The sequence below is a fragment of the Vibrio ordalii ATCC 33509 genome, from assembly GCA_000257205.1.
Classification (GTDB): Bacteria; Pseudomonadota; Gammaproteobacteria; order Enterobacterales; family Vibrionaceae; genus Vibrio; species Vibrio ordalii.
The window spans coordinates 1-21,659 of the sequence record AEZC01000226.1 but is presented as its reverse complement, the minus strand read 5'-3'; the positions used below and the strand labels follow the sequence as shown (position 1 = coordinate 21,659).

Genomic DNA, 21,659 nt, shown 5'->3' with positions numbered 1-21,659 from the left:
GAATTAAAGAAGAAACTATGAAAGCGTCGATTTTAGTTAAGCTTGAATCCCTTGTTGAGCGTTACGAAGAGGTTCAGCGCCTGCTTGGCGAGCCTACCGTAATTAGTGATCAAAATAAATTCCGTACTTTGTCAAAAGAGTACTCTCAGCTTGAGGAAGTCACTAAATGCTTCCAAGCTTACCAACAAGCGCAAGAAGATTTGGTTGCCGCGGAAGAGATGACCAAAGACGAAGATGCTGAAATGCGAGAGATGGCTCAAGAGGAAATAAAAGCGGCCAAAGCGACGATTGAACGTCTCACTGATGAATTGCAAATTCTGCTGCTACCAAAAGATCCGAACGATGATCGTAACTGCTTCTTAGAAATTCGTGCAGGGGCGGGTGGTGATGAGGCGGGCATTTTTGCTGGCGATCTATTCCGTATGTACAGCCGTTATGCTGAGAAAATGAGCTGGCGTATCGAAATTATGTCCGCTAGTTATGCTGAGCATGGCGGCTATAAAGAAGTGATTGCTAAAGTGAGTGGTGATGGCGCTTACGGTGTGCTTAAGTTTGAATCAGGCGGTCACCGCGTACAGCGTGTTCCGGCCACGGAATCTCAAGGTCGTGTGCATACTTCCGCTTGTACCGTCGCGATCATGCCCGAAATTCCTGAAGCTGAAATTCCAGAAATTAAAGCTAGCGATCTGAAAATTGACACTTTCCGCTCATCGGGCGCGGGTGGTCAGCACGTGAACACCACCGACTCTGCTATCCGCATTACCCACTTACCAACAGGTACGGTAGTTGAGTGTCAGGACGAGCGTTCACAGCACAAAAACAAAGCCAAAGCGATGGCCGTATTGGCCGCTCGTATTGCACAAGCGGAAGAAGCGAAGCGTGCAGCCGAAGTGTCCGATACTCGTCGTAACCTACTGGGTTCTGGTGATCGTAGCGACCGTATTCGCACTTACAACTACCCGCAAGGTCGCGTTTCCGATCATCGTATTAACTTAACCATCTATCGCCTTAATGAAGTGATGGAAGGGGATCTGCAAAGCTTGATTGATCCAATCATTCAAGAATATCAAGCAGACCAACTTGCCGCTCTTGCCGATCAACACTGATCCCATGATGTTATCTCGTATTGATGACGCGTTGAAAGCCGCGATTGACCAGCTCCAAGAAGGCGGCAGCGATTCGCCTTCTGTGGATGCGGCGGTGCTGCTTTGCCATGTGCTGGATAAACCACGCTCTTATCTGCTGACTTGGCCTGAAAAGACCTTAAACGAAACGCAGTCGCGGCAATTTTGCTCGTTGATTACGCGTCGAGTGACGGGGGAGCCTGTGGCCTATTTGGTTGGGGAACGTGAGTTTTGGTCGCTGCCACTGAAAGTTTCGCCTTCGACATTAATTCCTCGGCCGGATACTGAACGTTTGGTTGAAATTGCGTTAGAAAAAAGCCAGCAGACGCAAGGGGATATTTTGGACTTAGGCACAGGAACTGGCGCAATCGCATTAGCGCTAGCGTCCGAGCTACCTGAACGTCATGTGGTTGGTATCGACTTACGCCCAGAAGCGCAAGCTTTAGCGTTGGAAAACGCGCAGCGTTTAACTATTACCAATGTCACATTTTTACAAGGCAGTTGGTTTGAACCTTTAAAGCTCGGTACAAAGTTTGCTTTAATTGTCTCCAATCCACCGTATATTGAAGAAAATGATCCCCATCTCACGCAAGGGGATGTACGTTTTGAGCCTTTAAGTGCGCTGGTGGCCAAAGACAAAGGCTTGGCTGACATTAAACACATTGCAGAGAATGCGCGACACTATTTGCAGCAACAAGGCTGGCTGCTGTTTGAACATGGTTATGATCAAGGAGCGGCAGTCAGAGCGTTATTTGAGTCACTCGGTTATCACCATGTAGTGACAGAAAAGGATTATGCGGGCAATGACCGAGTTACATTGGGTCAATATTCGCACTCAGAAGAGAGAGCATCATGTACGAAGGATTAAAACATTTTCATCTACTGACCATTGCGATCAGTGCACTATTGTTGTCGGTACGTTATGCCTTGATGATGATGGATTCCAAATGGCTGCAACACCCTTTTTTGAAACGTTTTCCTCATATTAACGATTCGCTGTTGTTGTTATCGGGTATCGCGTTGATTGTGATGTCTGGTTTTATCCCATTTACCCCAGCAGCGCCTTGGTTAACTGAGAAGCTGACTTGTGTGATGGCGTACATTGCGCTGGGCTTCTTTGCGCTCAAACTGGGTAGGAATAATCTGTTGCGTACCTTTGCTTTTTTGGGCGCATTAGGTTGGCTTGCTATGGCGGGAAAAATCGCCATCGTAAAAACGGCTATGTTTTTAGGCTAACAGCATCCGAGCGGCATTATGTTTGAATGGTTCGATGAAGATTTTGATGCAATGGAATTGGTGGAAGGGGCGCTGATCTTAAACAAGGCCGTCAACCCTGAAACTGAGGATGAATGGGCACGCCAAGAGTTGGCCCGTTTGCTTACACAAGCAAAACACGAGTTAGCTAATGAACAGGATGAAAAACAGCGTTTCGAAGCGTTGTTGCGTCTGTTTTACCAACAATGGGGTTTTCGCGGTGACAGAGATGCTTATTTTGATTCACGTAATGCCTTTATCGATAAAGTGTTGCAGCACCGCAAAGGTATTCCCGTCAGTTTAGGTGCGCTGTTGCTCTATTTTGCGCGCAAGCTAGGCTTTACTTTACAAGGTATTACCTTTCCCACACAGTTTTTATTGCAGTTGCATTGGTGCGATGAATCACCGATTTATATTAACCCTTTTACTGGTGAAACCGTCTCATTACATACACTACAAGCGTGGTTAGTTGGGCATAAAGGGGTCTTGTCTAAGCTTAAATCGAGTCATTTGCAAGTGACAGATAATCCGACGGTGATCGGTCGTTGGCTGGCACTACTAAAGAGCGCACTATTAAGAGAAGAGCGTTATACCTTAGCGCTGCGTTGTACTGATTTAGCGCTGACTTTTGTTCCTGATGATCCGTATGAGATCCGCGATCGCGGCTTTATCTATCAGCAACTGGATTGTCACCAAATTGCCTTATCCGATTATCAATACTTTATTGAGCATTGTCCGAATGATCCGGCGGCTGAGTTATTAAAAAATCAAGTTAATGCATTAAGCTTTGAAGCTATTACGCTGCATTAACCGCTAAATGAGAGAGAATAAAATGGAACAAAAAATCGTCCACGTGGGTGATATTCCCGTTGCTAACGACAAACCGTTTACTCTGTTTGCTGGAATGAACGTCCTTGAATCCCGTGATTTAGCGATGCAAATCTGTGAGCATTACGTGAAAGTGACCGATAAACTCGGCATCCCTTATGTGTTTAAAGCTTCTTTTGATAAAGCAAACCGCAGCTCTGTTCACTCTTATCGTGGCCCCGGCTTGGAAGAGGGAATGAAAATTTTCCAAGAGCTAAAAGAGACCTTTGGCGTCAAAATCATCACTGACGTGCACACAGAAGCTCAAGCTCAGCCAGTGTCTGAGGTGGTTGATGTGATTCAACTGCCAGCGTTTCTTGCTCGTCAAACTGACCTTGTCGAAGCGATGGCGAAAACAGGTGCAGTGATCAACGTGAAAAAACCACAATTTATGAGCCCTGGTCAAGTGGGCAATATCGTAGAAAAATTTGCAGAGTGCGGCAACGACAAAGTGATTTTGTGTGAACGTGGTGCTTGCCATGGCTATGATAATCTGGTCGTTGATATGTTGGGTTTTGGTGTGATGAAAAAAGCATCAAACGGCAGCCCAATTATTTTTGATGTGACCCATTCACTGCAAATGCGTGACCCTTCTGGCGCAGCTTCTGGTGGGCGTCGTGAGCAGACAGTTGAGTTAGCAAAATCAGGTCTTGCTGCCGGGATTGCGGGCCTATTCATTGAAGCACATCCAAATCCAGACAAAGCGCGTTGTGATGGTCCATCGGCGCTGCCTTTGGATAAACTGGAGCCTTTCCTTGCTCAAATGAAAGCGTTAGACGATTTGATTAAGAGCTTTGCACATATCGATATCCGCTGATTTCTTATTTCATCTATCACTCACATTTTGACCACCGTAAGGTGGTCAAATTTTATCGAATGTTTTCCAAAACCTGTTTATCTTGGCTATGCGCTCACTTTTCCTCGGTTTTTCCGTCTCGACGAAAGGAAACGATTGCCTGTGATCGGTTGAAATTTCATATGTAACACGTAGGAACCGTTACATTTTTGAATTGATTTTATAGTGATCAATTCTACATAAATATGAAATCAATCTGTCACCTTTAGGATGTTAATTTAAACTGGGTCAAGTTTATCGATATGGCTTGATTTTGTGTTTGCAAAGTTGACCATGATTGCCGTCTCACAAGCAGTGGATTTTCTAAGTTAAAAGGTATGAAAATGAAACAACGTTTTATTCTAAAAACAGCCATCAGCGCGGCTATTCTTACAGCCGTTGTGGGTTGCGCAACTCAACCCACTCACGAGTGGAAAGAAGATACGACCTATAAACTGACCGTATTACACACCAATGACCACCATGGTCGTTTCTGGCAAAACAAATATGGCGAGTATGGTATGGCGGCGCGTAAAACGCTGATCGACGATCTTCGTTCTGCAATTGAAGCCGAGGGCGGCAGTGTATTGCTTCTTTCTGGTGGTGACATTAATACTGGGGTTCCTGAATCTGATCTGCAAGATGCAGAGCCTGATTTTAAAGGCATGAGCAAGATTGGTTATGATGCAATGGCGTTAGGTAACCATGAATTCGATAACCCGCTCGAGGTGCTGTTTAAGCAAAAAGAGTGGGCGAATTTCCCAATGCTGTCGGCCAACATTTACGATAAATCGACCGGAAAACGTCTATTCCAAGCCTACCAAATGTTTGATAAACAGGGCGTGAAAATAGCGGTTATCGGTTTAACGACCGAAGATACTGCTAAAATCGGCAACCCTGAATACATTGGTGGTATTGAGTTTAGAGATCCAAAAGAAGAAGCGAAAAAACTGATCGCAGAAATTGAGAAAACGGAAAAGCCGGACCTTATTTTTGCCGTTACCCACATGGGCCATTATGAAAATGGTCAACGTGGTGTGAATGCACCGGGTGATGTTGCGCTTGCACGATACTTGGATGAAGGTTCGCTCGATATGATCGTCGGCGGTCACTCTCAAGAGCCTGTCTGCATGGAAGGCCCTAATGTGGTGAAGAAAAACTTCCATCCGGGAGATGAATGTAAGCCTGATATGCAAAACGGTACTTACATAGTGCAAGCGCATGAATGGGGTAAGTATGTTGGCCGTGCGGATTACGAATTCCGTAATGGTGAACTGAATATGGTGAGCTATAACTTGATCCCAGTGAACCTGAAGAAAAAGGTGAACGTGAATGGAGAGAGCCAGCGCGTACTGATTCAAGAGCAAATTGCTGAAGATCCAGAAATGCTTAACTTTTTGCGCCCATATCAAGAACAAGGTCAAGAGAAACTGAATGTGGTCATTGCACAAAGTAATGGCAAGTTAGAAGGGGATCGCAACGTTGTGCGTTTCCAGCAAACGAATTTAGGCCGTTTGATTGCACTTTCTCATATGGAACGTGCAAAAGCCGACTTTGCGGTGATGAATTCTGGTGGCGTGCGCGATTCGATTGATGCAGGAAAAATCACTTATAAAGATGTGCTCAAAGTACAACCTTTTGCCAATATTCTCACTTATACCGATATGACCGGGGCTGAAGTGTTGGATTACCTCAATGAAGTGGCGACCAAACCTGTTGATTCTGGCGCTTATGTACAATTCGCGGGGATTTCGATGACAGTGGCCAATGGTAAGGTATCGAACGTGTTTATTGGTGATAAGCAGCTCCGTTTGGACGAAACGTATCGCTTCACCGTGCCTAGTTACAACGCAGCTGGTGGTGATGGTTATCCAAAAATCTCCGATCACCCAGGTTATGTCAATACAGGCTTTGTGGACGCGGAAGTATTGAAAGACTACCTCGAAGCACACAGTCCAATTGATGTGAACCAATATGCGCCAGCGGGCGAAATTGTCTATAAGTGATAGTGCGATAAAGAGTTTGACTCATTGTGAGCAATCATTTTAACTAAAGGCGGTGCTTAGGCATCGCTTTTTTATTGGCACTAACGGTTACTTTGAGATAAGCACGATGACACCTGCGATTGATTTGGCGAAAAAGAAAAAAATTCCTCACACTCTCCATCAATATCAACATGATCCTAATCACAGCAGTTATGGTTTATAAGCGGCTGAGGTTTTGGGACAAGATCCGAAAAAAGTGTTTAAAACACTGCTGTTTTGCTTAAATGGCGAGCCGAAAAATCTCGCTGTCGCGATTATTCCTGTTGATCAAAAATTAAACTTAAAGCGTGCGGCCAAAGCGGCTAAGTCGAAAAAAGCGGAAATGGCTAATCCAGACATAGCGCAAAAAACCACAGGTTATGTGGTCGGTGGCATTAGCCAGCTTGGGCAGAAAAAAGCACTACCGACTTTCATTCATCTCAGCGCAGAAGAACAATCGACCATCTGTGTCAGTGCAGGTAAACGCGGTTTAGAGATTGAATTGGCACCGAGCGATCTTGCGTTATTAACGCGAGGTGAGTTTGTTGAATTGTGCCAAGAATAGAGAATGAAAATCCGGCCTCGATTGAGGCCGGATTGACTGGCAAAATTAGTTCTTCAGTTTGATCTCTTCTTCCATCTGGGCGTTATCCACCACATGGTTTTCTCCTAAGTCATTAGGAAGGATCAAGTTTAGAATAATGGCTACGATACCGCATAAGCTGACACCTTGTAGGCTAAACTCTCCGATACCAAAGGCCATGCCGCCGATACCAAACACTAATGTCACTGCCACAATCACTAAGTTGCGAGACTTGTGAAGATCGACATGATTTTTAATCAGTGTGTTTAGGCCAACCGTTGCAATTGAACCGAACAGCAAAATCATAATGCCGCCCATTACGGGAATTGGAATGGTTTGCAGTAGCGCGCCCAGCTTACCAACCAATGCTAATACAATCGCGGTGATCGCAGCCCAAGTCATGATTACTGGATTAAAGGCTTTCGTCAGCATTACAGCACCCGTCACTTCGCTGTATGTAGTGTTTGGTGGCGCACCCAGCATAGAGGCTGCGATGGTGGCAACACCGTCACCCGCAATGGTGCGATGTAGCCCAGGTTTCTTGATGTAATCTTTTCCAGTGACGTTTGAGATCGCGAGCATATCGCCCACGTGTTCGACTGCCGGAGCAATGGCAACTGGGATCATGAACAAGATCGCGTTGATGTTGAACTCAGGGAAAGTGAAGTTCGGCATTGACAGCCAAGCCGCTTGCGTAACAGGAGTAAAATCCACTACACCAAAATAGAGGCCCAAAAGATAGCCTGCAAAAATACCACCGCAGATCGGCAACAGTTTGAGAAAACCTTTGGCAAAAACGCTAATCGTGATGGTGGTTAACAGTGAAACGCAAGAGATCCACATCGCTACATCTGAGCTAATCAGTTGTACCGAACCATCTCCGGTTTTACCTAGCGCCATGTTTACAGCAACAGGCGCAAGGCCTAAGCCAATCACCATAATCACCGGGCCAACGACCACAGGAGGTAAAATTTTGTGGATGATTTCGACGCCACGGACTTTGATGATCGCTCCCAGTAGTATGTAGACAAAACCAGCAGCCACTAAACCGCCCATCGTCGAGGCGACGCCCCAAGTTTGGATGCCAAACATAATCGGTGCAATAAAGGCAAAGGAAGAAGCAAGAAAGATGGGGACAGAGCGGCGAGTAATAAGTTGGAATAAAAGGGTACCGACACCGGCGCCAAATAGTGCAACGTTAGGATCAAGCCCAGTTAACAGCGGGACAAGAACCAGTGCACCAAATGCGACGAAGAGCATTTGTGCGCCTTGGATGGCATTTTTCATCATGATTTCCCTGAAGCAAAATAAAAATTCGCGGGATTCTATCACTTTTGCAAACGATTGCCATTGAAACTAGATCAAATAAAGTCACGAATGTTGATGGAATTATCATCGAACTCTGCCGTGGATTCCTTGCCGCGGACCGGATAGTTGCTTATCATCGACGTTCACAAAACAGATCATAGGAACAGTATGCGCTATTTAGCTATGTTGGTGATGGGCTTGCTCACGCTCCCTGCTTATGCCTTAACCAAGGTCGACTTATACCATACCGAAGTCGTGATTGATCAGCAGCAAGATAATGCCGATGCGAATGCTCGGATTAAAGGGATGAGCGAAGTCATTGTTCGAGCCTCGGGTGATAGGAATGCGGTGAACAATGAGGTGATTCAAAAAGCTTTAAGGCAGAATTCGCAATATTTAGCGCAAATCAGTTATGGTCAAAATGGGGCGCAATCTTCGATTGTTATGGGGTTTAGCGCACCGCATATCCGCACATTATTAACTCAAGCTCAATTGCCATTTTGGCCTGAAAACCGAGCTAATGTTTTAATTTGGTTGATTGAAGAGTCAGGTTACGAGCGCAGCATTGCATGGGAACACTCTGTTAGCAGTACGCTAAAACAGCTTAAAGACGCGACTCAAACTCGCGGTTTGCCTATCACAGTACCTGTGGGTGATTTTGATGATATTACCGGTGTGGAAGTATCGGATTTGTGGGGCGGTTTCGTGCAACCGATCAGCATGGCTAGCCAACGTTATCCAACCGATGCAGTATTGGTGATTAGAGCGCAACGTAATGGTGTGCGTTGGAGTTTGTATGATCAACCCGCCGCTCAAATGGCACAAGCGACGAAAGCGCCACTGTCTGGTCAAGCGTCTGGTGACGATGCCATTGAACAAATGGTCGATCAATTGAGTGATTACTATGCAAGAAAGAGCTCGGTTATCGTGGCCAGTGAATCCTCTTCTTCGCTGCTTGCTCGTTTTAGCCCGATTGATGATGCAATGGATTTCTTTACCTTAGAAAATAAGTTGAAGCGCTTAAGCTCTGTTGCTTCTTTGGACATTCTCAAGATTCAAGGTGAGGAAATTACTTTCGAAGTGCATTTGTTGGCTTCAGAGTCCGAGTTTGAGCAAGAAGTGCTACGCATGGGCAAAGTCGCTAAAATTGACGACCCACAGCCAGAGAGTGTGCCAACACAGCCTACCCCAGCAGCAGAGGTTGATGATTCTGCTGTGGAGTCAGGCTCTTTGCAAGTCACACCTGAACCGTCATTATCTCAGGCCATCACTGAACCAGTGAAGCGAGTGCTCTCTTTTGAGTGGCAAGCGTAAAGTACTCAGTCACCCCTTGAACAAATGCTGAGATAATCAAAAAGAGCCCATCAGGGCTCTTTTTGCATGAGGAGGATAGGCAATCCTGTCATGGATTAACTCTATGCTTGGTTATCGTGGGTAAAATTGGCTTTCTCTTGCTTTTCGACTTCGGATAGACGCTTGAGTTTCAGTCCGAGCTCTTTACCGCGATGGCGAGCATACAAGGTATTACCGACAAAAGCGGCAAACGTCAGTAGCAGTTCCACTACCGCTAACCAGCGCTCCCCTCCATCAACATAAATCAGCGTCAATGCGTGTAGAAAGTAGAGCATTAAAACAAAGTTAGCCCAGGCGTGAGTGTAGGGTTTTCCGGCCAAAATTCCCGGTAATGGTAAAAGTAGTGGGATAACCCATGCAATGGCCAATGCAAGATGATTAAGATGAGGGTGAGGAGAGAGCGAAAATTGCCATAAAACAACCCATATAATCAAGGATAAGTTACTCAGTAAAGCTAGCCATCGATACTGTTTAGTACGTGGCATCATATCTGCCGTCATAATCTGTCCTTTAATCGGCTGGCGAGCATAGCCAGCCGTTTTCCTAAATTTTTAGCCAGTTCACTTTCGTGCGTAGTGAGCTGTGACGAGTGTGTTGCGACATGGCTTGCACCATATGGTGTGCCTCCAGCGGTTGTGGTATGCAATGCAGGCTCTGAATAAGGGATGCCAACCATTAGCATGCCATGATGCATCAGTGGCAGCATCATACTCTGTTGCGTACTCTCTTGACCGCCATGCAAAGAAGATGAAGAGGTAAACACGCAAGCGGGTTTATCGATTAATGCACCACTAATCCATAAAGGAGTCGTTTGGTCCCAAAAGTGTTTCAATGGTGCGGCCATATTACCAAACCAAACTGGGCTGCCAAAAGCTAAGCCATCACACTGTTTTAACTCATCCAGTGTAAGGTAAGGATCGGCTGCTTGCTCGGCATGACTGTCTAGCGCAGGGACTGTGCGTAGGATTGCTTCAGCACCTTGCGCTTCAATACCGCGTGCGATTTGCCGTGCTAGCGCTTGTGTTGAACCGTGCTTGCTGTAATAAAGTACGACGACTTTAATACTCATAAGATCTCAAGCACTTGCTCTGGTGGACGGCCGTGGCGCGCTTTACCATTGGCGACAACAATGGGACGCTCAATCAACTTAGGGTGCGCGGCCATGGCGGAAAACAGCTGATCATCAGTAAGTGCCTCATCATTTAGGCCAAGTTCTTTATAGAGCTCTTCTTTAGTGCGAATCATGTCACGAACCTGCTGTAGCCTGAGTTGAGCATACAAGGTTTTTAACTGATCGATGGTTGGCGCTTGCTCTAAGTATTTGATGATCTGTGGCTTTAACTGGCGGTCTTCCAGCAGTGCCAGAGTTTCACGACTTTTTGAGCATTTCGGGTTGTGATAAATCACGACTGACATAACTTCTCCTCGTTGTATTGTGATTATTGGAGTGATAAAAATCGGTCTCGTTGCACCATCAATTGGTCAATGCGTGCATCGTAGCGAGCTTGTTCTAAGCTGCCAAGTTTCGCAAGTTGGCTCGCTTGAGTGTAATACTGAATCGCTTTATTCCAATTGGCTTTGAGCGCTAGAAGCTCTGCTCGCGCGGCGAGATCTTCTTGGCTATTACCAATGCTGATACTCGCTTCTGAGAGTAAATGCCAGCCGTTGGGATCATTTGGGTTGTCATGGGTGTAGCGCTGTAATACTCGAATAGCGTCAGATAATTTATCTTGTTTTAACAAGCTGTTAGCATAGTTAATCGTCAAGGTTGGATTGTTCGGTTTTTGTTTGAGCGCGTTCTCTAGCAAGGTTTGCGCTTTATCCGCTTGATTTAGATCGATATAAAGATCGGCCATCGCATCAAGATAGAAATTGTTTGTCGGGTCTTGCGCAACCAGTTTTGATAAAATTGCCTGTGATTTTTCGAGTTGCTTACTATCGAGATAGACCAAGGCGTTACCGTATTGGAAGGCTGGGATGAGAGCTGCATTTTCTTTTTTCTCCGCACGCTTAAACCAATCAAGAGCGGCTTCATTATCAATTCCAGCATAGCGAGCAACAATTCGCGAGCGTGCTAAATGATAATCCAACGAAGGTTGAAGGCGCATAAGCGGGTAGTGTTGGGCGCGCTCACGGCTGTCGGTAATCCGATCTTCTGGCAGCGGATGGGTCAGTAGCATCGGTGGCGGTTTACTCGCGTAACGGTATTCATCGGCGAGGCGGCCAAAAAACCTTGGCATGGCTTGAGCATCAAAACCCGCTTTAGCTAGTGTTGCAATGCCAAATCGGTCGGCCTCTTTTTCATTACTGCGCGTATAATTTATTCGGCTTTGCATACTGCCTGCAGTGGTAGCTGTAATGGCAGCAATGCCTGCTTCCGGTGCCGCAATAGCAAGTAGCAACGAGCCCGCCAATGCGGCGATGGTTGCTGGTGAGCGTCTGGCTTGGTCTTCCATACTGCGTGCTAAATGGCGCTGCGTGACGTGAGCAATTTCGTGTGAAATAACAGAAGCGAGTTCGCTTTCTGTTTGTGCATGCAAAAACAGCCCAGAGTGCAACGCAATATAACCGCCAAAGAAGGCAAACGCATTGATGTTGCGGTCGCGGATCATAAAAAAGGTGAACGGTGTTTTTACATCGTTGGCGTTGGCAACCAATTTATGTCCTAGGCTATCGATGTACTCGTTTATCACCGGGTCATTGACGATCGGCTGACTGTTACGCAGCATACGCATATAAGCATCACCATAAATCAGCTCTTGATCAATCGTCAAGGTCGAACCTGCTACCGTCCCAATGTTCGGTAGCTCTATGGTGTCGGCATAGCTCAAAGAAGGGGCGTTTATCGCCACGGCAATACAGAGGCAAAGTAAGGATCGAGCGCGTTTAAACTTCATATTCGTCAGTGATATTCCGTGATCTTCTTGTCTGTATGACATTGAATGTGTGAATTGGTTTCCAACTCAAAATAGCGGCCAAAAATTGTAGAGAGAGAAGAGTAAGCCAGCCGGTGTTTGAGTATCGATAAACACTGGCATGCCAGTCAAAACTCGATACAATGGCAGGCCTATATTAAGCATTGAGCAGAAGAATGGAACCAAATATTCTGGATTTACGCCAGCAGCGTTGTCCGATGGCTTTATTACTTGCGAAGCGTCACACTGTTCAATTGGTTTTGGGTGAGGTATTAAACATTTGGCTCAACGACGTCAGCTCAGGACAGGATATAGAAAAATATTTGTCTGCTCATGGCTTTCGTTGCCAGTGGAACACGTCACCCGGCTATTTTTGGCTAAAAGTAATTAAGGAACTCGATTAAATGTTTGAAATGGTAACTCGTTGGTATCAAAGACGCTTTTCTGATCCGCATGCCGTTAGTCTGGTTGCTATCCTATTTTTTGGTTTTATAACGATATATTTCTTCGGTCATTTGATTGCGCCCTTGTTAGTCGCGATTGTCCTTGCATATTTACTGGAGTGGCCAGTGATGCAATTGCGCCGTTTTGGGCTTCCTAGGACAGTTTCTGTAATTTTGGTTGTTTTGCTATTTGTTGGTTTGATGCTGTTGGCTATCTTTGGTTTAGTTCCAACCATTTGGAAGCAGGTTGGTAATTTAATTAATGACATCCCTAATATGTACAGCGGATTACAAACCTTTATTTTAAGTATTCCTGAACGTTATCCAGAACTCGATAACTTACAGATTGTTGAGTCTGTAATAAGTAATGCGAAGAATCAGGCTTTAGGTATGGGGGAAAGTGTCGTTAAAGGGTCACTTGCTTCTCTTGTAAGTTTAGCCACCTTGGGTGTCTATCTCATTTTAGTGCCGTTGCTGGTGTTCTTTTTATTGAAAGATAAGAATGAAATGTTGCGAATGACCAGTGGGTTGTTGCCACGCAACCGTAAACTCGCTGCTAAAGTATGGCAAGAGATGAACCAACAAATCTCAAACTACATCCGTGGAAAAGTGTTAGAAATACTGATTGTCGGCAGTATCAGTTACGTCACTTTTGCCATTCTTGATTTACGCTATTCGGTGTTGCTTGCTGTGGCTGTGGGTCTATCGGTTTTGATCCCTTATATTGGCGCGGCCGCTGTGACAGTGCCAGTTGCCATCGTTGGTCTCTTCCAATGGGGCATGACGCCGCCGTTTTACACATTATTAATTGCTTATGGCATCATCCAAGCTTTGGATGGCAACGTATTGGTTCCCGTTCTATTTTCTGAAGCCGTTAATCTACATCCCGTTGCTATCATTGTCGCGGTGTTAGTCTTTGGTGGGCTATGGGGGTTTTGGGGCGTATTTTTTGCAATTCCTCTTGCCACTCTAGTAAAAGCAGTATGGCATGCTTTGCCCAGCACTGATGAACCTGTTGTTGAAGTTGAATCTCCCTAGCATCGTTTAATGTGATTAACTGATAGCACACATCATTCCAAAAAAAGCCCAAACCGTGATCCGTTTGGGCTTTTTTTTGCCAAATAGTGAATATTGATTAGACTAAACTGAGTGGATGTGTAAAAAAAGCTATAGATTTTTTGTAACTTGTCGATAACCAACTATAACCACAACAATGATAATTAATTTGGCATCTATGAGGGATACTTATGAAGTTTAGCCAAAAAATAGTTGCAGCTTCTTCTGCATTTCTGCTTGTTACTGTCTCACTTATTTCTATCCAGCAGCTGAGTATCGTTCGCTCGGAAATTGAATCTCTAGTAACCCAAAGCTTGCATGAGATGGAGTCTGGGGTCAAAAACACTATTGTTTCTGAAATGGAAAGTAAAAAAACCTTGGCTCAATCGACGACTGAAGTGATTGAGCTTGATCCGCTCAACCGGGATTACGTTAAAAATATTCTTGAAAAGCCGAAATTGAAAAAAAGCTTTTTAGCTATAGGGTTAGGGTATGAATCCGATGGCAAAGTAGTTGAGAATGATGACGGCTGGGAACCCAGCGGTGACTACGATCCTCGTAAGCGTCCTTGGTTTGTGGATGCTAAAGCATCGAAAAATCTTATCGTTACAGCGCCGTATGTCGATATTTCTACCAAAAATGTGATCATTTCTATTGGTACGCCTATTTACGATCAAGGTCGATTTTCTGGTGCCATGTTCTACGATATGGAATTGACGGGTTTAGCTGAATTGGTGAACTCTATTAATTTATTTGATGCAGGTTACCTCTTTATCGTCTCAGGTGATGGGGCGACGATTGCCCACCCAGACACCAAAAATAACGGTGAGAAACTGTCGACTTATTTGCCACAAGTGACTCTGAAAGAGGGGGACCAACAGATTGAAATTGATGGTACCCGGTATCTCGTTAGCTTCACTCATATTCCAAGTGAGAACTGGTACATCGGTGCGATTGTCGATGAATCGATCGCTTTTAATGCTATCGACGTGTTACGCAACAGTTCTATTATCTATACATTAATTGGGCTTGTGTTAAGTATGATTGGCTTGACACTACTGATTAAAGTGTTAATTCGTCCATTGGGCGTGCTTAACGAAGCGATTCAAGATGTTGCCTCAGGGCAGGGGGATTTAACTAAACGTCTGGATACCAATACAGACCAAGAGTTTGCTCAGCTCGCGTCAGGGTTCAATACCTTTACCGAGACGCTGCAAAAGCAGATCACGCAATCAAAAGCGATTGGTGAAGAGATCATGCGTGGTACCGAGCTTACGGTGCAAGGTGCTCATGAGTCAGCAGAAGCGATGCGCACCCAGTTACAAGAGTTAGAGCAACTAGCAACTGCAATGCACGAAATGGCAGTGACATCGACAGAAGTTGCCAATAATGCGCAAGGTGCAGCAGCAGCGGCGAAAGAAGCCGATGAAGCAACGCAAGATGGTTCAAGTGTGGTCAGTGAAACGACATTGTCGATCGACAATTTATCGGCCAGCATTGACCAAGCGGTGGAAGAGGTGAAAGGCCTAGAGTCCGCGACGGGGAATATTGAAACCATTTTGAAAGTAATTAATGACATTGCTGATCAAACTAACTTGCTTGCCTTAAACGCGGCGATTGAAGCGGCTCGAGCGGGTGAATCTGGCCGTGGTTTTGCCGTTGTTGCTGATGAAGTGCGAACACTAGCGCAACGCACTCAGCAATCGACCACCGAAATTCGCAGTATGATTGAGCAATTACAAGCAGGGGCGAGTTCTGTCTCTTCGGCTATGAATGAAAGTAAAACAACGGCTGTCGATGCGGTGAATAAAGCGAAAACGGCAAATTCGGCACTGAACCGTATTCGTGATGCGATACAAGTGATTTCGGACATGAATATCCAAATTGCATCTGCGGCAGAAGAGCAAAGCCTTGTGGCTGAAGAGATCAACACCAATACCGTGAAGATTAAAGATTTGTCGACGCAAGTGGCACAATCTGCTGAAGAAGCCAATATCGCAATGCAGGTTCAAACGGAAAACGTTCGTGAGCAAGATGCTCTGCTCAATAAGTTCATTGTGTAATTACACATCAACTTTTGATTAGTCGTGTTACAAAAATGCCAGTATTAAGAACTGGCATTTTTTATTCAGTCGAGTTTTGATTATTGGGCGTTTAGATAATCAAGTACCACTTCATGGTGATCTTTGGTTTTGAATTTATCAAAAACCTGTTCAATGATACCTTGCTCGTTAATTAAAAAGCTAATCCGGTGTAGACCATCATACACTTTGCCCATGAACTTTTTCTCACCCCATACGCCAAAATGCTCAGCAACCATGTGGTCTTCATCGGATAATAAAGTAAAGTTTAAGTGATCACGTTCAATGAACTTTCCTAAGCGCTTCACGGGATCGGTGCTGACTCCGAGTACCACTACGTTGTGAGCATCGAGTTCTGCTTTTACATCCCGAAGGCCTTGAGCCTGAACAGTACAACCTGGTGTCATGGCTTTAGGATAAAAGTAGAACAACACCTTTTTCCCTGAGAAATCAGCAAGGGAAACGGTATTTCCATCTTGATCTAAAAGTGAAAAAGCAGGTGCTGGCGTGCCTGCAGTAAGCGTTTTCATTATTCTTCCTTTTTTATTGACTGTTTTTTATAAAGTTGAGCGAACCTTGCACATCCAGTGTCTTGCATAAACTGTCGAATTCTTCTTGTAGTTGCATTAAGTTACACCCTGAATCGACACTGGCGGTAATGGCAATGTGAAATTGGTCGTGATCAAGGCGTAGTTTAGATTTGTGAATTGTCTGCGCGCTTAGTGAAGCCATTCCAATATTGCGATTGGCAAAAAATTGAGTGAATTTCTCTGTTAGGCCAAGTTTGTCTTCAGACTCAACAAACACTTCAGCAGTATAGGCATTATCTTGGTAATCATGAGGTAATGTACGTTTCATTATGGTAATAAGATCATGCTGCTGACCTAATAAAGGCAGAGTCGTTTCTACTCGTGTGATGTGGTTTGCATTGCCAGAGACCAGCATGATGAGGGTGAACTCTTTACCAAACAAAGCAATCCGACTATCGATGATATTGCAGCCTGATTGCGTTACTAAACGCACCACTTCATTACAGATACCCGGGCGGTCTGTCCCTACGGCAGTGATCACTAGATGCTGAGTCATAATATCGCTTCACTTTTATCGTTTTTGGCATGTTATCACAGTTAAATTATAGAGGAACGATGATGGAATGGCTTTTTAAGAACTCCGTCTTGAAAATAACGTGTTATTGACATCGACATATTCAGATCCGCTATAAAGTTTGCCCTTAATTGATGTTGTTTGTTAAACCTCTAACATCTGATAAATATTCATCCAAATGGGCTGATTAAGCGAATTTAATCCCTTGTGTTTTTCAATCGCCTTACAGTACCATGCAGAAAGTAACAGATTAGGGAGATGGACATGTTTTCAGGAAGTATCGTAGCGCTCATTACACCGTTTAATCATGATGGTGAGGTTGATTTTGTTAGTTTGAAGAAGCTGGTGGACTTTCACGTGACAGCCGGAACTGACGCCATTGTTGCCGTCGGAACAACGGGTGAATCTGCCACGCTAACCGTTGAAGAGCATGTCAAAGTTGTCGCAAAAACGGTCGAGTTTGCCGAAGGACGTATTCCTGTGATTGCGGGAACGGGTACGAATGCTACTCATGAAGCGGTAACGTTTAGCCGTTTGTTAAATAATACAGGTATTGCTGGCTGTTTAAGTGTGACTCCTTATTACAATAAACCAACCCAAGAAGGTTTATTTCAACACTACAAAGCAATTTCTCAAGAGACTGATATTCCACAGATTCTCTATAATGTACCTGGCCGTACCGCGGTGGATTTACGCCCTGAAACGGTTGCCAGCCTTGCTGAAATTAAAACGATTGTCGCCTTAAAAGATGCAACGGGTGATTTGAGCCGAGTGGCTCTGCATCGTGAACTTTGTGGAAAAGACTTTATCTTATTAAGTGGTGATGACGCGACAGGTTTAGAGTTCGTTAAATTGGGTGGACAAGGCGTGATTTCGGTGACGAATAATATTGCCGCTAAAGATATGGCGCAGATTATGCACTTAGCATTAGAAGGTCGATTCGATGAGGCTGAGCTTATTAATCAGCGTTTAATGCCTTTGCATAAGGGGTTGTTTGTTGAGTCAAGCCCGATCCCAGTGAAATGGGCTGCTCATAAAATGGGATTGATTACAAATGGTGATCTACGTCTACCTTTGACTGAACTGTCTGAATCAGCACGACCAACTGTTGCCCAAGCCATGGCCGAAGCTTGTATCTTCTAAATCGATTCAATATTGTGCCGAGGCTTTTTCCTCGGCAGTCTAGGAGTTTTAATGAAATTTACTCATCAGCTAGTTATTAGTTCACTAGCTGTTTTTGTTTTAAGCGCATGTGCTGGTAACCCTTCTCAGCGTCGCCAAGCAAAAGATGATTTTGCTTATTTAGAAACCCCTGCTTTAAAAGAGTGGCAACTTCCAGAAGGAGCCACCCCGCAGTTTTATCTTAACTACCAAATACCAGAAGGTGAATTCCAAGGTGGTATTGGCCGCAGTGTGGACATTCGTCCTCCTCAACAAGTCTTAGAATTGATCCCTGGTGCGCGTGCAGAGCGTCAAAATGGCGAAGTGACATTATGGATGATCAAGCAAGAGGAAGCCGACAAGGTGTGGCAAACCGCCTTAGCTATGCTGAAAGAGCGCAACATCGGTATTGCTGCTCAAAGTGAAAACCAGATTGACACGGATTGGGTCACTTGGATTTCCGAAGATGAAGAAGTTGAGATTGGTAGCCGCTATCAAATCTCACGAGTGATGGCAAATAATCGTTTTGGTTTTAAGATTTCGTTGACTGATTGGCGTGAAGGGGGCAAAAATGTGCCGGTAAGCGCGACCAATAAGGAGCGTTACAACGCATTTATGACTAATTTGGTTACGGCTCGTTATGATACCGAACTACGTCAAGAAGCCGCGCGTAAAGCTCAACATTTGGTTAAACAGATCCCCATTACTATGGGCAGTGACCGTAGTGGTTTCCCTGTCATTATTGCTCGTACCTCTTACGATGTTCTGTGGCAACGTTTGCCTAATCTCATGCCGCAAATCGGCTTTACTCTCGAAGAGCGCAACCAATCTCAAGGGACAATAAAAGCGAAATACGCTGCACCTGACGATGCCTTTTGGCAAGATATTGGCGTGAAACCTATCTCACTGAAAAGTGGAACTTACACCTTCTTGTTAGGTGATTTAGGCAACCGTACCTCGATCAACGTGACCAATTCAGCCGGCAAGCCAGTGGAAGAAGAACTGCTGAAAGATATGGTGCCTGTACTGTCGGCGATTGCCGGGCGTCAGTAATTGTGATGACGAACCCATGAAAAATAAAGGGACGAAAGTCCCTTTATTTTTGCTCTGAATCTGAGTTCTCGTGCTTATCAAGTTCGTTGAGTTTATCCAGATCACTCTTCTTCCCTTTCAAGCCAAATTTCATGTTAGCCGTGTATTTCAGCGCGGCAATATTACCGATAAACACCGCTAAGATGACAATGGTGATAACCCAAGGGTTGGTAATGAATTCCATATCAGGACTCCGGTTGGCTGATGTTAACAATGTACTGAGTGTAGATCCTATCTAAGTTCTCTTGTACCGTCTCCATACCTAACAGCGGCATGTTTTCAAGCTGTGTCGCTAATACTCTTGGCGTCAGCAGGTCAAGACAGTCTTTAGCCGCTGTTTTGTGGCTAATATGCCAAGGTTCAAACGCAACACCTCCTTTTTTTCCTTGGTAGGGAAAGAAAAAACCAAACTTAGGTAAATGCTCCTTCATCCATTGATAAAAAGGAGCTTGGTGGCCTGAGAGATATTCCCACGGTTCAAGCTTGAGCGTGACACCTGTCGGTAATGCTTTGCGATCAAAAACATCAAAGTCACAACCCCAATGGTGGCGGCTGCTACCGGGCAGCGCTGACCAGCGCAAAATCGTGAATATCTTTTGTTCTTCGCTTAACTGAGCAGGGTTTACAGGTTGACTGTTATTATCAAGTAATTCGGCTTGCCCTGACATTTTCCGATTCCAGATGTTCAACTGGCGTTCAAAATCACGAAACCCACTGGCGATATGGAAATCAAAACCAGCATCGTCAGCCGCTTGCTTTAAATCGAGCAAATCTTGGATCACCCCGGGGTGAACCAAGAAAGATTTCTGCCCAATCAGTACTGATGTTAAATGGGAGTCGGTTTGTCCGGTCAACTGCTCTGGAGTCATGAATTACACCAATAAATTCTCTAGGGTTTTTTGGTACATATCCGTCAGTTTCTCTAAATCGGCAATCTTAACGCACTCGTTAACTTTATGAATTGTCGCGTTAACAGGACCAAGTTCGACTACTTGTGCGCCCATCTGGGCAATAAAGCGTCCATCAGATGTGCCCCCTGTCGTCAATAGCTCTGGGGATTTGTGGTTCACCTCATCGACGGCTTTAACGACGGCAGTCAGTAATGAACCCGTATCGGTCAAGAAAGGTTGGCCGCTTAATGTCCAGCGTAATTCATAATCCAATCCATGGGCATCTAAGATAGAATGCACGCGGCGCTTGATCTCTTCATCGGTTAACTCGGTACTGAAACGGAAGTTAAACTGCACGTCAAACTCACCGGGGATGACGTTTGATGCCCCCGTACCAGCTTGCAAGTTTGGAATTTGGAAGCTGGTCGGTGGGAAATAAGCGTTCCCTTCATCCCATTTTATTGCCGCAAGTTCGGCTAGCGCAGGCAAGGCTTGGTGAATCGGGTTATTAGCAAGGTGAGGATAGGCAACGTGTCCTTGAATCCCTTTTATCTGTAGATCGCCTGTAATTGAACCTCGACGGCCATTTTTTATCACATCGCCCACATTTAATGTACTCGATGGCTCACCGACGATACACATCTCAATTGGCTCATTACGCGCCATTAACGTATCGACTACGCGAGTGGTGCCATTGATGAATGGCCCTTCTTCATCTGAAGTGATCAAAAAGGCAATCGAGCCTTGATGGTTAGGGTGCTGTTCAATAAAGCGCTCGACAGCGACAACCATGCAAGCAAGCGAGCCTTTCATATCTGCCGCCCCGCGCCCATGTAAATAACCATCAATTACAGTCGGTTCAAACGGCGCTGTATGCCACTGCGCTAAAGGACCCGCGGGAACCACATCCGTATGGCCAGCAAAGGCAAAAAGAGGCGATTGAGTGCCGCGGCGAGCCCAAAAATTAGTGGTATCTTCAAAGACCATTGTTTCCACTTCAAACCCTAGCGCTTGTAAGCGTTTAATCATCAGGTCTTGGCAACCTGCATCCTCAGGAGTTACTGATTGGCGACTAATGAGATCTTTTGCGAGCGCCAGTACAGGGCTGTCTGTCATCCTTGAAATCCTTGTATTAAGAGAAAATAGCAGCGTATTGCTGAGCATTAAAACCGAGATGGTAATGTGTATCGACCAATAAAATAGGTCGTTTGATCATAGCAGGCTGTTCAACCAGCAAGGTCACTGCATTGTTAGCATCTAATGACTCTTTTTGTGAGGGCGTGAGCTGACGAAAGGTTGTACCGCGTTTATTGAGTACATTTTCCCAGCCAAGTATTTGGCAAAACTGAGCCACGAGCTCGGCATCAATACCTTGTTTGCGGTAGTCATGAAATTGGTAGTCCACCCCCGCAGCTTCTAACCATTTTTGTGCTTTTTTAATGGTGTCGCAGTTGGGAATGCCATACATAGTGATCGTCATAAAAATCCTTGCTAAGGCGCATTATTTTTTAATGGTCAAATCCTATCAGGAAGCGCAGTGGCTTACAAAACAGAGATGCTTTTATACCC

23 protein-coding genes and 1 pseudogene are annotated in these 21,659 nt (G+C 45.1%); 13 read left to right on the top strand and 11 right to left on the bottom strand.

From position 1 onward, the window contains the following. The first annotated feature begins 17 nt into the window (after nt 1–17). The 7 genes and pseudogenes from prfA (at nt 18) to ybaK (ending at nt 6,669) form a co-directional block, all read left to right on the top strand. Complete coding sequence (prfA, locus tag VOR_RS0114960) at nt 18–1,106, top strand: peptide chain release factor 1 (RefSeq protein WP_010320505.1); 1,089 nt, start codon at nt 18–20, stop codon at nt 1,104–1,106. Between the two features lie 4 nt (nt 1,107–1,110). Beyond that, entirely contained in the window at nt 1,111–1,992 is an 882-nt protein-coding gene (prmC, locus tag VOR_RS0114955; RefSeq protein WP_029627256.1) for a peptide chain release factor N(5)-glutamine methyltransferase, read from the top strand. Further along, the gene (locus VOR_RS0114950; RefSeq protein WP_010320503.1) at nt 1,977–2,360 is read left to right on the top strand and encodes a SirB2 family protein; all 384 of its coding nucleotides are present in this window, start codon (nt 1,977–1,979) and stop codon (nt 2,358–2,360) included. Before prmC ends, VOR_RS0114950 begins: the two co-directional genes overlap by 16 nt. Nucleotides 2,361–2,378: 18 nt before the next feature. Then, nucleotides 2,379–3,188, top strand: coding sequence for a SirB1 family protein (locus VOR_RS0114945; RefSeq protein ID WP_010320502.1), 810 nt, complete (start codon nt 2,379–2,381; stop codon nt 3,186–3,188). A gap of 22 nt (nt 3,189–3,210) precedes the next feature. Then, nucleotides 3,211–4,062 carry a 3-deoxy-8-phosphooctulonate synthase gene (gene kdsA / locus VOR_RS0114940; protein WP_010320501.1) on the top strand — a complete coding sequence of 284 codons (852 nt, stop codon included), beginning with the start codon at nt 3,211–3,213 and terminating at the stop codon, nt 4,060–4,062. A gap of 362 nt (nt 4,063–4,424) precedes the next feature. After that, nucleotides 4,425–6,086: a bifunctional UDP-sugar hydrolase/5'-nucleotidase UshA gene (gene ushA / locus VOR_RS0114935; RefSeq protein WP_010320500.1), complete on the top strand. Its 1,662-nt coding sequence runs from the start codon at nt 4,425–4,427 to the stop codon at nt 6,084–6,086. 106 nt (nt 6,087–6,192) lie between these two features. Continuing rightward, nucleotides 6,193–6,669: pseudogene (gene ybaK / locus VOR_RS18010) on the top strand (Cys-tRNA(Pro) deacylase). A gap of 45 nt (nt 6,670–6,714) precedes the next feature. Here ybaK and VOR_RS0114925 read toward each other — a convergent pair. Beyond that, the gene (locus VOR_RS0114925; RefSeq protein ID WP_010320498.1) at nt 6,715–7,974 is read right to left on the bottom strand and encodes a uracil-xanthine permease family protein; all 1,260 of its coding nucleotides are present in this window, start codon (nt 7,972–7,974) and stop codon (nt 6,715–6,717) included. A gap of 189 nt (nt 7,975–8,163) precedes the next feature. Here VOR_RS0114925 and VOR_RS0114920 point away from each other — a divergent pair, with 189 nt between their 5' ends. After that, on the top strand, nt 8,164–9,309 hold the full coding sequence (locus tag VOR_RS0114920; RefSeq protein ID WP_010320497.1) for a DUF8605 domain-containing protein: 1,146 nt from the start codon (nt 8,164–8,166) through the stop codon (nt 9,307–9,309). Nucleotides 9,310–9,410: 101 nt separating this feature from the next. Here the strand turns inward: VOR_RS0114920 and VOR_RS0114915 are convergent, their stop codons facing one another. Genes VOR_RS0114915 through bepA form a run of 4 tightly spaced genes read right to left on the bottom strand, consistent with a single transcriptional unit; the run spans nt 9,411 to nt 12,245 of the window. Beyond that, nucleotides 9,411–9,836 carry a DUF2069 domain-containing protein gene (locus VOR_RS0114915; RefSeq protein ID WP_029627254.1) on the bottom strand — a complete coding sequence of 142 codons (426 nt, stop codon included), beginning with the start codon at nt 9,834–9,836 and terminating at the stop codon, nt 9,411–9,413. Nucleotides 9,837–9,844: 8 nt separating this feature from the next. Continuing rightward, complete coding sequence (gene wrbA, locus VOR_RS0114910; protein ID WP_010320495.1) at nt 9,845–10,417, bottom strand: NAD(P)H:quinone oxidoreductase; 573 nt, start codon at nt 10,415–10,417, stop codon at nt 9,845–9,847. Continuing rightward, nucleotides 10,414–10,764: an arsenate reductase (glutaredoxin) gene (gene arsC / locus VOR_RS0114905; protein WP_010320494.1), complete on the bottom strand. Its 351-nt coding sequence runs from the start codon at nt 10,762–10,764 to the stop codon at nt 10,414–10,416. Before arsC ends, wrbA begins: the two co-directional genes overlap by 4 nt. 23 nt (nt 10,765–10,787) lie before the next feature. Beyond that, nucleotides 10,788–12,245, bottom strand: coding sequence for a beta-barrel assembly-enhancing protease (gene bepA, locus VOR_RS0114900; RefSeq protein WP_010320493.1), 1,458 nt, complete (start codon nt 12,243–12,245; stop codon nt 10,788–10,790). A gap of 194 nt (nt 12,246–12,439) precedes the next feature. Between bepA and VOR_RS0114895 the strand changes: the two genes are divergently transcribed. From VOR_RS0114895 to VOR_RS0114885, 3 genes are all read left to right on the top strand, one after another. Next, the gene (locus VOR_RS0114895; RefSeq protein WP_010320492.1) at nt 12,440–12,667 is read left to right on the top strand and encodes a sulfurtransferase TusA family protein; all 228 of its coding nucleotides are present in this window, start codon (nt 12,440–12,442) and stop codon (nt 12,665–12,667) included. After that, nucleotides 12,668–13,744 (top strand): AI-2E family transporter, encoded by a 1,077-nt coding sequence (locus VOR_RS0114890; RefSeq protein WP_010320491.1) that lies wholly within the window; start codon nt 12,668–12,670, stop codon nt 13,742–13,744. A gap of 209 nt (nt 13,745–13,953) precedes the next feature. Next, complete coding sequence (locus VOR_RS0114885) at nt 13,954–15,825, top strand: methyl-accepting chemotaxis protein (protein WP_010320490.1); 1,872 nt, start codon at nt 13,954–13,956, stop codon at nt 15,823–15,825. Between the two features lie 80 nt (nt 15,826–15,905). On the opposite strand, the gene bcp is transcribed toward VOR_RS0114885, so the two are convergent. Further along, nucleotides 15,906–16,373 (bottom strand): thioredoxin-dependent thiol peroxidase, encoded by a 468-nt coding sequence (bcp, locus tag VOR_RS0114880; protein WP_010320489.1) that lies wholly within the window; start codon nt 16,371–16,373, stop codon nt 15,906–15,908. 13 nt (nt 16,374–16,386) lie between these two features. Then, the gene (locus VOR_RS0114875) at nt 16,387–16,929 is read right to left on the bottom strand and encodes a glycine cleavage system transcriptional repressor (RefSeq protein WP_010320488.1); all 543 of its coding nucleotides are present in this window, start codon (nt 16,927–16,929) and stop codon (nt 16,387–16,389) included. Nucleotides 16,930–17,211: 282 nt separating this feature from the next. On the opposite strand from VOR_RS0114875, the gene dapA reads away from it, so the two are divergent. Both dapA and bamC read left to right on the top strand, forming a co-directional pair. Next, nucleotides 17,212–18,090, top strand: a complete 879-nt coding sequence (gene dapA / locus VOR_RS0114870) for a 4-hydroxy-tetrahydrodipicolinate synthase (RefSeq protein WP_010320487.1) — start codon at nt 17,212–17,214, stop codon at nt 18,088–18,090. 51 nt (nt 18,091–18,141) lie between these two features. Then, the gene (bamC, locus tag VOR_RS0114865; protein WP_010320486.1) at nt 18,142–19,161 is read left to right on the top strand and encodes an outer membrane protein assembly factor BamC; all 1,020 of its coding nucleotides are present in this window, start codon (nt 18,142–18,144) and stop codon (nt 19,159–19,161) included. Between the two features lie 43 nt (nt 19,162–19,204). Here bamC and VOR_RS0114860 read toward each other — a convergent pair whose 3' ends face one another. Genes VOR_RS0114860 through VOR_RS0114845 form a run of 4 tightly spaced genes read right to left on the bottom strand, consistent with a single transcriptional unit; the run spans nt 19,205 to nt 21,570 of the window. Then, the gene (locus VOR_RS0114860; protein WP_010320485.1) at nt 19,205–19,384 is read right to left on the bottom strand and encodes a DUF2897 family protein; all 180 of its coding nucleotides are present in this window, start codon (nt 19,382–19,384) and stop codon (nt 19,205–19,207) included. A 1-nt stretch (nt 19,385) separates the two neighbouring features. After that, nucleotides 19,386–20,069 carry a M15 family metallopeptidase gene (locus tag VOR_RS0114855; protein ID WP_010320484.1) on the bottom strand — a complete coding sequence of 228 codons (684 nt, stop codon included), beginning with the start codon at nt 20,067–20,069 and terminating at the stop codon, nt 19,386–19,388. Between the two features lie 3 nt (nt 20,070–20,072). Beyond that, nucleotides 20,073–21,206: a succinyl-diaminopimelate desuccinylase gene (gene dapE / locus VOR_RS0114850; RefSeq protein ID WP_010320483.1), complete on the bottom strand. Its 1,134-nt coding sequence runs from the start codon at nt 21,204–21,206 to the stop codon at nt 20,073–20,075. A 16-nt stretch (nt 21,207–21,222) separates the two neighbouring features. Next, nucleotides 21,223–21,570: an ArsC family reductase gene (locus tag VOR_RS0114845; RefSeq protein ID WP_010320482.1), complete on the bottom strand. Its 348-nt coding sequence runs from the start codon at nt 21,568–21,570 to the stop codon at nt 21,223–21,225. Nucleotides 21,571–21,659: the final 89 nt, after the last annotated feature.

Bases quoted from the DNA above. Each gene is read 5' to 3' on its own strand.
- bcp (WP_010320489.1), bottom strand. From the start codon at position 16,373: ATGAAAACGCTTACTGCAGGCACGCCAGCACCTGCTTTTTCACTTTTA.
- VOR_RS0114895 (WP_010320492.1), top strand. From the start codon at position 12,440: ATGGAACCAAATATTCTGGATTTACGCCAGCAGCGTTGTCCGATGGCT.
- ushA (WP_010320500.1), top strand. From the start codon at position 4,425: ATGAAACAACGTTTTATTCTAAAAACAGCCATCAGCGCGGCTATTCTT.
- bepA (WP_010320493.1), bottom strand. From the start codon at position 12,245: ATGAAGTTTAAACGCGCTCGATCCTTACTTTGCCTCTGTATTGCCGTG.
- kdsA (WP_010320501.1), top strand. From the start codon at position 3,211: ATGGAACAAAAAATCGTCCACGTGGGTGATATTCCCGTTGCTAACGAC.
- VOR_RS0114945 (WP_010320502.1), top strand. From the start codon at position 2,379: ATGTTTGAATGGTTCGATGAAGATTTTGATGCAATGGAATTGGTGGAA.
- VOR_RS0114890 (WP_010320491.1), top strand. From the start codon at position 12,668: ATGTTTGAAATGGTAACTCGTTGGTATCAAAGACGCTTTTCTGATCCG.
- VOR_RS0114885 (WP_010320490.1), top strand. From the start codon at position 13,954: ATGAAGTTTAGCCAAAAAATAGTTGCAGCTTCTTCTGCATTTCTGCTT.
- bamC (WP_010320486.1), top strand. From the start codon at position 18,142: ATGAAATTTACTCATCAGCTAGTTATTAGTTCACTAGCTGTTTTTGTT.
- arsC (WP_010320494.1), bottom strand. From the start codon at position 10,764: ATGTCAGTCGTGATTTATCACAACCCGAAATGCTCAAAAAGTCGTGAA.
- prfA (WP_010320505.1), top strand. From the start codon at position 18: ATGAAAGCGTCGATTTTAGTTAAGCTTGAATCCCTTGTTGAGCGTTAC.
- dapA (WP_010320487.1), top strand. From the start codon at position 17,212: ATGTTTTCAGGAAGTATCGTAGCGCTCATTACACCGTTTAATCATGAT.
- VOR_RS0114920 (WP_010320497.1), top strand. From the start codon at position 8,164: ATGCGCTATTTAGCTATGTTGGTGATGGGCTTGCTCACGCTCCCTGCT.
- dapE (WP_010320483.1), bottom strand. From the start codon at position 21,206: ATGACAGACAGCCCTGTACTGGCGCTCGCAAAAGATCTCATTAGTCGC.
- VOR_RS0114925 (WP_010320498.1), bottom strand. From the start codon at position 7,974: ATGAAAAATGCCATCCAAGGCGCACAAATGCTCTTCGTCGCATTTGGT.
- wrbA (WP_010320495.1), bottom strand. From the start codon at position 10,417: ATGAGTATTAAAGTCGTCGTACTTTATTACAGCAAGCACGGTTCAACA.
- prmC (WP_029627256.1), top strand. From the start codon at position 1,111: ATGATGTTATCTCGTATTGATGACGCGTTGAAAGCCGCGATTGACCAG.
- VOR_RS0114875 (WP_010320488.1), bottom strand. From the start codon at position 16,929: ATGACTCAGCATCTAGTGATCACTGCCGTAGGGACAGACCGCCCGGGT.
- VOR_RS0114855 (WP_010320484.1), bottom strand. From the start codon at position 20,069: ATGACTCCAGAGCAGTTGACCGGACAAACCGACTCCCATTTAACATCA.
- VOR_RS0114845 (WP_010320482.1), bottom strand. From the start codon at position 21,570: ATGACGATCACTATGTATGGCATTCCCAACTGCGACACCATTAAAAAA.
- VOR_RS0114950 (WP_010320503.1), top strand. From the start codon at position 1,977: ATGTACGAAGGATTAAAACATTTTCATCTACTGACCATTGCGATCAGT.
- VOR_RS0114915 (WP_029627254.1), bottom strand. From the start codon at position 9,836: ATGATGCCACGTACTAAACAGTATCGATGGCTAGCTTTACTGAGTAAC.
- VOR_RS0114860 (WP_010320485.1), bottom strand. From the start codon at position 19,384: ATGGAATTCATTACCAACCCTTGGGTTATCACCATTGTCATCTTAGCG.